We start from the raw sequence: 12,290 nt of genomic DNA on the forward strand, positions 1-12,290 counted from the left end.
GGCTTCGCGCCCGGTCTTCGACAGAGCCGCTCAACCGCGACGCGGCCGCCTGCACAGAAGGACGACGCCAGTGACCACGATCCCCGCCGATCCGCCTCGCGCTGACTTACCGCCCGACCCCCAGACGCCGCCCGACGCGAAGCCCACCAGCCTCCGACGCGTCGCGGCCGCCAGCTCGATCGGCACGACCATCGAGTTCTACGACTTCTTCATCTACGGCACCGCGGCCGCGCTGGTGTTCCCGACGGTGTTCTTCCCGGCAGCCGACGAGGTGACCGGCACGATCGCATCCTTTGCGACCTTCGCCGTGGCGTTCTTCGCACGCCCGGTCGGCGCCATGCTGTTCGGGCACTTCGGTGACCGGATCGGCCGCAAGCGGACGCTTGTGTGGACGCTGCTGATCATGGGCGTCGCGACCGTGGCGATCGGACTCCTCCCGGGGTACGAGACCGGAGTCTTCGGCATCGCCGAATCGGGCATCGGGATCGCGGCTCCCATCGCCCTCGTCGTACTGCGATTCCTGCAGGGCTTCGCGGTGGGCGGTGAATGGGCCGGCGCGACGCTGCTCACGGCCGAATACGCACCTCCCGGAAAACGTGGTCTGTACGCGATGTTCCCGCAGCTCGGACCGGCGTTCGCATTCTTCCTGTCGAGTTTGACGTTCCTCATCGCCACGCTGACCCTCGGCGAGACGAGCTCGGCCTTCCTCGACTACGGCTGGCGTATCCCCTTCATCCTGTCGTTCGCTCTCGTCGCAGTCGGCCTCTGGGTGCGGCTCGCCGTCGCGGAGACCCCGGTCTTCCAGGAAGCCCAGCGCCGCAAGGCACTTCAGTCCGAGGCCGCAGACGGGCCCGCACTGCCCTTCATGGATGCCTTCCGATACCAGTGGAAAGAGATCCTCATCGCCGGCGGTGCGCTGGCGAGCCTGTTCTCCCTCTTCTACATGGGCACGGCCTTCCTCACGAACTACGGCACCAAGAGCCTCGACCTGTCCCGCACGTTCGTGCTGAGCGCGGGCATGATCGCCGCGATCGTCTTCGGCCTGTCGACCGCGGCGTCGGCGATGTGGTCCGACCGGGTCGGTCGACGTCGGGTCATCCTGACCTCGTGCATCATCGCCATCCCGTGGGCGCTGGTCCTGTTCCCGATCCTCGAGATCGGCGGCGGCTTCGCCTTCGTCGTCGGCCTGATCGGAACCCTGCTGATCTTCGGCATCGCCTACGGCCCGGCGGGTGCGCTGCTCCCCGAACTGTTCGAGGCGCGCTACCGCTACACCGGTGCCGGCATGGGCTACAACCTCGCCGGGATCTTCGGCGGAGCAATCCCGCCGCTGATCGCCGCCCCGCTGATCGCCGGACCCGGTGCGATCTGGGTGGGTGTCCTGCTCGCCGGCCTGTCCGCGATCAGTGTGGTCTGCACGATCCTGATCGTGGAGACCAAGGACAAGGCCATGCGCGCCGAGGCCGAGCGGACCGAACAGGAACCCGAGCTCGTCGGCTGAAGTCCCTGAGGCCGAATCGGATACACGGCCGCAGTACGACGACGTCCCCGTCGCGATCATCGATCGCGGCGGGGACGTTTCACGCGTCGGGCGCGGTGAACGCGGGCCGTCCCCACCGTCCGGCGAACGCGACCTCGTCGAGCGTCAGGCGGGTCCGCGGGCGCTCGTCGCGGTCGCGGATGTCCTCGGGCAACGACGCGGTGTCCTCGACGAGTGCGCCGATCCCCAGGAGTACGAGAGGCCGCTTGTCGGCGGGGATGTCGAAGGCCGCGGTCGCGGCGGCGGCGTCGAAGCCGGCCATCGGGTGGCCGTTGAAGCCGAGTGCCTCGGCCTGCAGGATCATCTGCGATACGGCGAGACCAACGTCGACCGCCGCGTATGTGTGTTCCTTCGGGTCGTCGGGACGATCCGTGGTGCACACCAGCACCAACGCGGCCGCCCGCGGTGCCCAGCCCGAGTTCCCCCGGGTCAGGACGCCGGTGAGGGCGTCGAAGGTGGCGTCTCCGCGTCGGCCGACGACAAACCGGACCGGCTGCATGCGCCCCCAGGTGGGTGCCCACCGCCCGGCGTCGACGATGGTCGTGAGGTTCGCGACGGAGATGGTGGCGGCGGGGTCGTAACCCCGCGCGCTCCATCGTCCTTCGATCAGTTCATGCACTTGGTCGAGGGTAGCGGCGAACCCTCCTGCGGTTCGTCGGTCACGGTCCGGGCATCGGCAGTCCAGGGCGTCAGCGGCTTGCGCATCGCGAAGAACACCCCGATGCCGAGAACGGTCATCGAGATCCCGATCGCGAGCGACGCCGCGTGCATGCCGTCGACGTAGGCCTGGCGGGCCGCGGTCGCGAGTCCGTCGCCCGGCGTACCCATCTCGAGGGCGCGATGGAGCGTCTCACCGAGTGTGTCGCCGAACGACCAGCCGTCGCGATGTCCGCGGAACACCAGCGTGGCAAGCGAACCGAACAGGGCGAGTCCGAGCGCGTTGCCGAGTTCGAAGCTTGTTTCCGAGATCCCCGACGCCGAGCCCGACCGCTCCGGTGGGACCGCGCCCACGACGACGACCGACACCAGGCTGAACTGGATGCCGTAACCGATACCGGCGATGAACGTGAAGACGAGGTACACCCAGATCGGCGACGACGTGGTCAGCGCGAGCAAACCGAAGTTGCCGGCCGCCGCCAGCACGATCGACCCGAGGAACGCCGCGCGGGTGCCGACCACCGTAGCGATCCGGGAGGCGCCGATCGAGAACACCGCCACCGCGACCGCCATCGGGAGTCCGGCCACCGCCGCGGCAAGGACGTCATGCCCCATCACCGACTGCAGGTAGACACCGGTCAGATAGGACATCCCGCCGAGGGCCATCATGCCGACGAGCGCCACCGAGATCGCGCCGACGTAGTGGGCGTTCCGGAACAGCTTGAGGTCGAGAAGTGGTGCCGCGGAGTTGCGTTGCTGGACCACGAAGCCGGCGAGCAGTGCCAGGCCGGCGAGCCCGATGACGATGACGCCCGCGTCGGCGCCGTCGCTCGCGATGGTCTTCACCGCGTAGACGACGGGCAGGATGCCGGCCATCGACAGCACGACGCCGAGCACGTCGAACCGTGCGGTCGAGGGTGCCTTGTACTCGGGGATGAGTCGGGGGCCGAGGATGAGGAGGGCGGCCAGCACCGGCACGTTGATGAGGAAGGCCGAGCCCCACCAGAAGTGGTGCAGCAGCACGCCGCCGATGACCGGGCCGACCGCGGCGCCACCGGCGAAGGCTGCCGTCCAGACGCCGATGGCGCGGCCGCGCTCCCGGTCGTCGGAGAACATGTTGGCGATCAGCGACAGGCTCGACGGCATCAGCGTCGCCCCGCCGACACCCATCAGGGCGCGAGCGGCGATGAGGATTCCGGCCGTGGGTGCGAAGGCGGCGAGGATCGACGCCGCGCCGAACACCGCGGCTCCGGCGAGCAGGATGCGACGCCGTCCGATGCGGTCGCCGAGATTGCCCATCGTGATCAGCAGGCCGGCGATCAGGAAGCCGTAGATGTCCAGGATCCACAGTTGCTGGGCCGCCGACGGCGCGAGCGCGTCGGTGATCGAGGGGATCGCGAGATAGAGGACGGAGACGTCCATCGACACCAGGAACACGGGCAGCGTGAGCACCGCGAGTCCCAGCCAGGTTCGTCGGTCGGCGGTACCCGGAAGTTGCCGATCCGACGGGCCGAGGCGGGTGGACACGATGTGCTCCTCGATGGTTTCGCAGATGGGGTTTCGACAAGGTTCGTCGCAGCGGTCCTCATCTGCTCGTCCAGCGAGGGCGCGTACGGTGTACGCGGGCAAGCGTACGCCAGGTGAGTACGCTGTACGCAATCCGTTTATTCCCGCGGAGGACCAGGAGGGGCGAGCAGGTGACATCTGGCACGACCAAGTTGTCGCCGGCGGTCATCGTCGACGCCGCGATCGGGATCGCCGACGCCCGGGGACTGAACGGTCTCTCGATGCGGCGGGTCGCCGACGAGCTCGGGGTCGGGGCGATGTCGCTCTACCGGCACGTCGCCGATAAGGAGGCCCTCCTGCTGGCGATGTCAGAAGAGGTCACGCAGCGCTATCCCTACCCCTACGAGGACGCGCCGTCGTGGCAGGAGCGGGTCCGGATCGCCGTCGACGTCGACTGGGAGCTGTACCGGCGTCACCCCTGGGTGGTGCTGGCCTATTCGTCACCTCGGCTCAGTTACGGCGAGGCCTCGCTGGAATGTCTCGACTGGCTGTCCGCGGGTTTCCTGGAACTCGGTGTCGGCATCGAACGTGCCACCGACATGGCGCTGACGGTGTGGAGCTTCGTCCACGGCGTCGCGCTGATGGCCGTCGGCGACAAGCTGATCGACGATCAGGTCCAAGGCGACTCCGAGGCGTCGTCGGTCCGGCTCTCCGACGTGATCGCCGGACGGTCCGACGCCGCGGTGCCCGAACACCTCGCCCGTCTCGCCGGACGCCCCGACGCCGCACACCTGTTGGACCCGCGCGCCCGGCTCGACGCCGGGATCGGTTATCTCTGTGCGGGTTTCGAGGCCTCCGCGCACTGAGCCGCCGGAACCGCGGTCACATCGCGTGCGGGAACACCGTCAGCATGTGCGCGCCGAACCACGAACTGCCGACGACGATCGGAACGACGACGAGGCCGGCGATCACCGGCCGCGCCCGGGCGAGAGCCATCGCGAGCGGGATGAGAAGGACGAAGGCGGGCAACAGGAGTCGCGGTCTGCTCATCATCAGGCCGCTCGACAGCACGATCTGGGCGACGAGCAGCGAACCGAACAGCAACACCGGCCAGGGCAGCCGCGCCCAGACCGCCACACCGAGCATCACCAGGGTGCTCAGTACGATCCACGACGTCGCGGTCGGGGCCACCTCGGCGGAATTGACCAGCTGCTCGTTGACGAAGTTGAATGCGGCCACACCCCAGTCGAACTCGGTGTCCCAGCCCTCGGTCTGGATGCGGAACCATCCCGTCGGCGAACCGGTGTGGGCCCAGACGACGCCCAGATAGGTGAGGTATCCCAGCGGACTGAGGACGATCGCAGCGGCGGCACGCGCACGGTCCGCGCCGGTGACCTCGGTGGAGCTGCGGCCGGTCCACAGGGACACCAGCGCGGCGAGGACCACCACGCCGATGACGACCGCGGCGGTCGGCCGGCAGAACCCGCAGAGGCCCGCCATCACCCCGGCCAGCAGCCAGCGTTTCTCGAGGATTCCGATGAGTGCCCACGTGGCGAGGGCACAGAACATCGCCTCGGTGTAGGCCATGTTGAGCACGATCGACATCGGGGTCGCCGCGAAGAGCACCACCAGGAACAGTCCGGTGGCGCGCTCGGGGGCGGGGCCGATGGGGGAGCGACGGGACATCAGCCGCGCGCACACCATGCCGAGCCGGGCCGCGCCGACCGCGGCGATGCATCCGAGAACGAGATTGAGGGTCAGCGCCGCACCGAACGGCGTCACACCGGGCAGCTTCGCCAGGAACCCGACCAGGTACGGGTACCCGGGGAAGAAGGCATATGCGGTGTCGGCGGTGTGGATTCCGCGCGCATCGGTCAGGCTCGCCGGCACCCCGTCGTATCCGTGGGTGGCGATCGCCAGCATCCACTGCCCGTCCCACACGGTGAGCGCCTTGCTGAGCGTGATGTCGCGCAGGTCCGCGAACCGTGCGAGCGTGAGGATTCCGATCGCGCGGATGACCAGATAGACGACGAGGGCGTCGAGGCACCAGCGGTACCGGCGGACCCAGTCGGCGAACGGGGGTCCCGGGTCGGCGGGGCGTCGGGCCGGCGTCGAGCCGCCCGGAGAGATCGGCCGGCCGTCGACTCCACCCGTGCCCGGGTCGGGGTCGGGACGACGGCCCGGATCGTCGACGTCGGTAGGGGTGGCCACCCGTGGAATCCTAGGTCGTCGCGGACGACCACCGGCGACGTGCCGTGTGCGACGGATCACAGAACGTCGGTGACCAGGTCAGAGCTGCAACCTGCTGCCCGGTAAGGTTGTCCGAAGCAAGCTGACGTCTATCGAACCGGCGCACGAGCCGGCGGGAGGTAACTCGACGTGGCCCTCGTGGTGCAGAAGTACGGCGGATCCTCGGTCGCAACGGCCGAACGCATCCGTCGCGTTGCCGAGCGCATCGTCGAGACGAAGAAACAGGGCAACGACGTTGTCGTCGTCGTCTCGGCGATGGGCGACACAACGGACGAACTGCTCGACCTCGCCCAGCAGGTCAACCCGGCGCCCCCGGCGCGCGAGATGGACATGCTCCTGACCTCGGGTGAGCGCATCTCCAACGCGCTGGTGGCGATGGCCATCAGTTCGCTTGGTGCACATGCTCAGTCGTTCACCGGCTCACAGGCCGGCGTCATCACGACGAGCTCACATGGCAAGGCCAAGATCATCGACGTCACGCCGGGACGCGTTCGCAGCGCACTCGACGAGGGCAAGATCGTGCTGGTCGCCGGGTTCCAGGGTGTCTCGCAGGACACCAAGGACATCACCACCCTCGGCCGCGGAGGCTCCGACACCACCGCCGTCGCGCTGGCAGCGGCCCTCGAGGCCGACGTCTGCGAGATCTACACCGACGTCGACGGCGTGTACTCCGCCGACCCGCGCATCGTCCCCGACGCCCGCCGCCTCGACAAGGTCTCCTTCGAGGAGATGCTCGAGCTCGCGGCCTGCGGCGCGAAGGTCCTGATGCTGCGGTGCGTGGAATACGCCCGCCGGTACAACGTTCCCGTTCACGTGCGCTCGTCGTACTCGACCAAACCCGGCACCGTGGTGACCGGATCGATGGAGGACATTCCCGTGGAAGAAGCCATTCTCACCGGCGTCGCACACGATCGCAGCGAAGCCAAGATCACCGTCGTGGGTCTCGACGACAAGCCGGGCTACGCCGCCAAGGTGTTCCGTGCCGTCGCCGACGCCGAGATCAACATCGACATGGTGTTGCAGAACATCTCGAAAGTCGACACCGGCAAGACCGACATCACCTTCACCCTGCCGCGCGAGCTCGGCCCGCTTGGTGTCGAGAAGCTCACCAAGCTGCGCGAGGAGATCGGCTTCACCGAACTGCTGTACGACGACCACATCGGCAAGGTCTCCCTCGTCGGCGCCGGCATGAAGTCGCACCCGGGCGTCACCGCCACCTTCTGTGAGGCCTTGAGCGAGGCCGGCGTGAACATCGAGCTGATCTCCACCTCGGAGATCCGCATCTCGGTGCTGTGCCGCGACACCGAACTCGACGACGCCGTGCGCGCACTGCACGCCGCCTTCGATCTCGGTGGCGAAGAAGAAGCCGTCGTCTACGCAGGAACGGGTCGCTGATCATGGGTGTACGTATCGGAGTCGTCGGCGCGACCGGTCAGGTCGGTGCCGTCATGCGAACCCTCCTGGAAGAGCGCAACTTCCCGGCCGACGAGGTGCGCTTCTTCGCATCGCCGCGGTCGGCGGGCAAGAAGCTGCCGTGGGGTGACGGGGAGATCGTGGTGGAGGACGCGGCCACCGCCGATCCCGCCGGTCTCGACATCGCCCTGTTCTCCGCGGGCGCCACGATGTCCCGCGAGCAGGCGCCGCGGTTCGCCGCCGCCGGTGTCACCGTGATCGACAACTCGTCGGCGTGGCGCAAGGATCCCGATGTGCCGCTGGTGGTCTCGGAGGTCAACGGGGAGCTGGCGAAGAACCCGCCCAAGGGCATCATCGCCAACCCCAACTGCACCACCATGGCAGCCATGCCGGTGCTCAAGCCGCTGCACGACGAAGCCGGACTGCAGCGTCTGATCATCTCGAGCTACCAGGCGGTCTCCGGTAGCGGTCTGGCCGGCGTCGAGGAACTCGCCGGACAGGTGCGCGCCGTCGTCGGCGACGCCGAGAAGCTGGTCCACGACGGCTCGGCCGTCGACTTCCCGGCCCCGAACAAGTACGTCGCACCCATTGCGTTCAACGTTGTGGCACTTGCCGGTTCGCTCGTCGACGACGGCACCGGCGAGACCGACGAGGATCAGAAGCTGCGCAACGAGTCGCGCAGGATCCTCGGTCTCCCCGAGCTTCTCGTCAGCGGAACCTGCGTGCGTGTGCCCGTGTTCACCGGACACTCGCTGTCGATCAACGCGGAATTCGCCGAGCCGCTGTCGGTTGCTCGTGCCCAGGAGATCCTCGGTGCCGCAGCCGGAGTCGAGCTCACCGACGTGCCGACGCCGCTCGCCGCGGCCGGCAAGGACAACTCGCTCGTGGGTCGTATCCGCCAGGATCCGGGTGTCCCGGACGGTCGCGGCCTCGCGCTGTTCGTCTCGGGTGACAACCTCCGAAAGGGCGCTGCTCTCAACACCATTCAGATCGCCGAGCTGCTGGTCTAGTTGTACTGACCCGGAACGTTAGGTACAGAGTTCGGCGAGTCGACGTGACATAGGGAAGACCTCCGAGTGAGGTGTGGAGCTGTCTAAGAACCGCTCCTCAACCCGGAGGTCTTCATGTCCCACCGTAATTCACCGCTGTCCCCGACTGGCCGGTTGCGTCTGGCTCGGTGTGTTGTGGACGACCGGTGGCCACTGCGCCGCGCAGCTGACCGGTTCAACGTGTCAGTCACCACGGCCAAGCGATGGGCGGATCGCTACCGCGACCACGGGCCGGCCGGAATGGGTGATCGGTCCAGCCGGCCCCGATCGTGTCCGCATCGCACCAGCCGGCGCCGGGAACGCCGGGTCGTCGGGTTACGCGTCTCCCGCCGCTGGGGGCCAGCCCGGATCGGATACCACCTGGGGTTGAACGTCTCCACGGTGCACCGCATCCTCACCCGCTACGGCTGCCTACGACTGTCGTGGATCGACCCGGCAACCGGGGCGCCGGTACGTGCCCGCAGACGCGAGATTCGCCGGTACGAACACCAAGCGCCCGGAGACTTGATCCACGTCGACATCAAAAAGCTCGGCAGAATCCCCGACGGCGGTGGACATCGCGTACACGGCCGCGCCCAGGGCACCCGCAACTCCAGTGCCCACCGCGAGCCTGGACGAACCCGCAAAGTTGCTGGCCGCCCCAACCTGGGGTACGCGTATCTGCATCACGCCGTCGACGACCACTCCCGCTACGCCTACTCCGAGATCCTCGCTGATGAGAAGAAGGAAACCGCGACCGCGTTCATGACTCGGGCGTTGGCGCACTTCGCCTCGATCGGTGTCACCACCGCGCGAGTGATGACCGACAACGGGTCGTGTTACCGGTCCCGCATATTTCGGGACTTGTTGCACGACAACAAGATCAAGCACAAGTGGACCAGACCGTACCGGCCGCAAACCAACGGCAAGGTCGAACGATTCAACCGGACCCTGCAGGAGGAATGGGCCTACGCCCGTCCCTACCTCAGTGAAACCGAACGCGTCGCGGCCTTCCCCGAGTTCCTTCGCATCTACAATCACGAACGCGGCCACACCGCACTCCGAGGCAACTCACCCGCCGACCACGTACCCAACCTGTCGGGTCAGTACATCTAGTCGGCCTTCGAGGCTCGCACCTCAGGCAGCGAGGGGGAGACGGCTGCCGCCGCCTCGGTGATGATCTCTCGCATCGACGCCTCCGCGGCCTTCGGGTCGCGGAGGCGTATTGCTCTCGCCACGTCGTCGTGCAGTGCGATCGCGGCCGGGTTCGGGGTCGGCGGCATCATCCCGTGATGGGTTCGACCGGCGAGCACCTCGCCGACGACGTCGGCCAGCGACCGGAACATCTCGTTGCCGCTCGCCTCGAGCAGGGTGCGGTGAAAGACCTTGTCGGCCAGCAGGTACGACTCGAGGTCGCCGGTCCGTCCGTGGACGGACATGTCCGACACCGCGGCCGCGAGGATGCGGCAGTGGTGCTCGTTCGCTCGTTCCGCCGCCAGCGCGGCCGCCACGGGCTCGAATCCGCGTCGTAGCTCCGACAGGGTCGCGAGAAACTCCGCACGGTCCGCGCCGTCGAGACGCCACCGGATCAGTCGCGGGTCGAACACGCTCCACCTGGTGCGCGGCTGGATGGTGATGCCGACCCGGCGCCGCGACTCGACGAGTCCCATCGATTCGAGGACCTTGATCACCTCGCGTGCCACGGTCCGCGACACCCCGTGCTCGGTGCAGATGGCGTCGAGCGTCAGCACGCTGCCCGCCGGCTGTGCCCCCGAGACGATGCGCCTACCGATGGCGGCAAGGGTCTCGTCGTGGCGCTCTGTGGTCCCACCTGTGCTCCGACTCACGATTTCATCTTCTCATTAACGGCCTCTGGCGTAAATGTGCGTACTTAACGCGCGAGGGACTTGCATAAGTATGACTATTGAGGCAGTCTCCGTGATCAGCAGCACAGCGATGTGGAGGAGTTGGCATGCGATCACCGGTGGTCGTTATGGGTGTGTCCGGGTCGGGGAAGTCGACAGTGGGGGCCGCGTTGGCGCAGCGTCTACGCGTTCCGTTCGCGGACGCCGACGACTTCCACTCGGCGGAGAACATCGCCAAGATGTCGGCCGGTCAGCCGCTCGACGACGACGACCGTCGTCCGTGGCTGGAATCCATCGGGGTCTGGCTGGCCGAACACGGTGACGGTGGGGTGATGAGCTGTTCCGCGCTCAAGCACGAGTACCGCGACCGTCTCCGGGGGCACGAGCCGTCGGTGCTGTTCGCGCACCTCGCCGGCTCGGTCGAGGTCATCGCCCGCCGCCAGGCATCGCGGCCGGGGCACTTCATGCCGACAGCGTTGCTGCGATCCCAATTCGAGACCCTCGAACCCCTGACATCCGCTGAGCGCGGCCTGACCGTCGACGTGGACCAGAGCGTGGACGCCATCGTCGACGAGCTGGTCGCGTCGCTCCCCAACGGCGAGGAGAACTGAACATGTTGTCGACCACCACGATCCTCGCCGCGAGTGCGGATCTGCCCGAGCCGGTCGCGCCGGGTTGGCAGCTCGTCGTCGCGGCGCTGGCCGGTATCGCGGTCATCGTCGTGGCGATCACCGTCGCCAAGGTCCATCCGTTCCTCGCGCTGGTCGGCGGCGGTGCCACGGTCGGCATCGTCGCGGGTGAGTCGGTCCCGACGGTCCTGGAGTCCTTCACCACCGGATTCGGTTCCACCGCAGCCGGTGTGGGCATCCTGATCGCGCTCGGGGCGATGTTCGCGAAGCTGCTCGCCGACTCCGGAGGCGCCGACGAGATCGTGGACACGATCGTCGGGCATGCCTCCCCGCGCATGCTGCCGTGGGCGATGGCGCTCGTCGGCGCGATCATCGGACTGCCGATGTTCTTCGAGATCGGCCTCGTCCTTCTGATGCCGGTGATCTATCTGGTTGCCCGACGCTCGGGCCTGGGCCTGATCCCGATCGGCATCCCCGCGCTGGCAGGCCTCTCGGCCATGCACGGCTTCGTGCCACCGCACCCGGGCCCGCTCGTGGCGATCGACGCCCTCGGCGCCGACCTCGGCCTCACCCTCGCACTCGGTGTGGGCGTGGCGATCCCGACGATCATCGTCTCGGGCCCGCTGTTCGCCACCGTCGCCGGAAAGTGGGTGACGGTCGAGGCGCCACACACCTTCGACGTCGACCCCGACGACGGTCCGACCACCAAGAGGCCCTCCTTCGCCGTCACCATGTTCAGCGTCCTGCTGCCGGTCGTCCTGATGCTGGGCAAAGCGCTCGCCGAGATCTTCATCTCCGACGAGGACCAGCTCCTGCGTCGCGTTCTCGACATCCTCGGTACGCCGCTGATCGCCCTGCTCATCGCCGTCGTCGTCGCGATGTTCACCCTCGGCCGCGGCTCGGGGATGGACCGCGAGACGATCTCGAAGTGCACCGGTGCGGCGCTGCCCGCCATCGCCGGCATCCTGCTGATCGTCTCCGCCGGCGGCGGTTTCAAGCAAGTCCTCGTCGACACGGGAATCGGCACGCTCCTGGCCGACTGGGCCACCGGCGCGAACGTCCCGATCCTCGTCCTCGCCTGGGTGCTCGCCGCGCTGATCCGCCTGGCCACCGGCTCCGCGACCGTCGCGACGATCACCGCGTCGTCGCTGATGCTCGGACTCGTCGACGGATTGAGCTCGGGTGAGGTCTCGCTGGTCGTTCTCGCGATCGGTGCCGGCTCGGTCTTCCTGTCGCACGTCAACGATGCCGGCTTCTGGCTGGTCAAGGAGTACTTCGGCATGACCGTCGGCCAGACCTTCAAGACCTGGTCGATGATGGAGACCCTGCTCTCGGTGAGCGGCCTGGTCGTCGTGTTGGCACTCGGCCTGGTGATCTGACCGGGCTGACGCCGCCCGCTGAA

At 67.8% G+C, this 12,290-nt stretch carries 11 protein-coding genes; 7 read left to right on the plus strand and 4 right to left on the minus strand.

The window, feature by feature from the left end:
- The first annotated feature begins 70 nt into the window (after nucleotides 1–70).
- Nucleotides 71–1,501: an MFS transporter gene (locus tag GOALK_RS11505; RefSeq protein ID WP_006358990.1), complete on the plus strand. Its 1,431-nt coding sequence runs from the start codon at nucleotides 71–73 to the stop codon at nucleotides 1,499–1,501.
- A 79-nt stretch (nucleotides 1,502–1,580) separates the two neighbouring features.
- On the opposite strand, the gene GOALK_RS11510 is transcribed toward GOALK_RS11505, so the two are convergent.
- Nucleotides 1,581–2,159, minus strand: a complete 579-nt coding sequence (locus tag GOALK_RS11510) for a nitroreductase family protein (RefSeq protein WP_006358991.1) — start codon at nucleotides 2,157–2,159, stop codon at nucleotides 1,581–1,583.
- The gene (locus GOALK_RS11515; protein ID WP_006358992.1) at nucleotides 2,147–3,724 is read right to left on the minus strand and encodes an MFS transporter; all 1,578 of its coding nucleotides are present in this window, start codon (nucleotides 3,722–3,724) and stop codon (nucleotides 2,147–2,149) included. The genes GOALK_RS11510 and GOALK_RS11515 overlap by 13 nt, the downstream gene beginning before the upstream one ends.
- A 170-nt stretch (nucleotides 3,725–3,894) precedes the next feature.
- Between GOALK_RS11515 and GOALK_RS11520 the strand changes: the two genes are divergently transcribed.
- Entirely contained in the window at nucleotides 3,895–4,569 is a 675-nt protein-coding gene (locus tag GOALK_RS11520) for a TetR/AcrR family transcriptional regulator (RefSeq protein WP_006358993.1), read from the plus strand.
- 16 nt (nucleotides 4,570–4,585) lie between these two features.
- On the opposite strand, the gene GOALK_RS11525 is transcribed toward GOALK_RS11520, so the two are convergent.
- Nucleotides 4,586–5,914, minus strand: coding sequence for a putative hexosyltransferase (locus GOALK_RS11525; RefSeq protein WP_006358994.1), 1,329 nt, complete (start codon nucleotides 5,912–5,914; stop codon nucleotides 4,586–4,588).
- A 168-nt stretch (nucleotides 5,915–6,082) separates the two neighbouring features.
- On the opposite strand from GOALK_RS11525, the gene GOALK_RS11530 reads away from it, so the two are divergent.
- The 3 genes from GOALK_RS11530 (at nucleotide 6,083) to GOALK_RS11540 (ending at nucleotide 9,510) form a co-directional block, all read left to right on the plus strand.
- The gene (locus GOALK_RS11530) at nucleotides 6,083–7,348 is read left to right on the plus strand and encodes an aspartate kinase (RefSeq protein WP_006358995.1); all 1,266 of its coding nucleotides are present in this window, start codon (nucleotides 6,083–6,085) and stop codon (nucleotides 7,346–7,348) included.
- A gap of 2 nt (nucleotides 7,349–7,350) precedes the next feature.
- Nucleotides 7,351–8,376, plus strand: coding sequence for an aspartate-semialdehyde dehydrogenase (locus GOALK_RS11535; protein ID WP_006358996.1), 1,026 nt, complete (start codon nucleotides 7,351–7,353; stop codon nucleotides 8,374–8,376).
- Between the two features lie 114 nt (nucleotides 8,377–8,490).
- Entirely contained in the window at nucleotides 8,491–9,510 is a 1,020-nt protein-coding gene (locus tag GOALK_RS11540) for an IS481 family transposase (protein WP_040004152.1), read from the plus strand.
- Here the strand turns inward: GOALK_RS11540 and GOALK_RS11545 are convergent.
- Complete coding sequence (locus GOALK_RS11545) at nucleotides 9,507–10,241, minus strand: FadR/GntR family transcriptional regulator (protein ID WP_006358998.1); 735 nt, start codon at nucleotides 10,239–10,241, stop codon at nucleotides 9,507–9,509. The two genes, GOALK_RS11540 and GOALK_RS11545, sit on opposite strands and share 4 nt — an antisense overlap.
- A 125-nt stretch (nucleotides 10,242–10,366) precedes the next feature.
- Between GOALK_RS11545 and GOALK_RS11550 the strand changes: the two genes are divergently transcribed.
- Nucleotides 10,367–10,870 (plus strand): gluconokinase, encoded by a 504-nt coding sequence (locus tag GOALK_RS11550; RefSeq protein ID WP_040004153.1) that lies wholly within the window; start codon nucleotides 10,367–10,369, stop codon nucleotides 10,868–10,870.
- A 2-nt stretch (nucleotides 10,871–10,872) separates the two neighbouring features.
- On the plus strand, nucleotides 10,873–12,267 hold the full coding sequence (locus GOALK_RS11555; protein ID WP_006359000.1) for a GntP family permease: 1,395 nt from the start codon (nucleotides 10,873–10,875) through the stop codon (nucleotides 12,265–12,267).
- Nucleotides 12,268–12,290 lie beyond the last annotated feature (23 nt).

Source organism: Gordonia alkanivorans NBRC 16433, from assembly GCF_000225505.1.
GTDB classification, from domain to species: domain Bacteria; phylum Actinomycetota; class Actinomycetes; order Mycobacteriales; family Mycobacteriaceae; genus Gordonia; species Gordonia alkanivorans.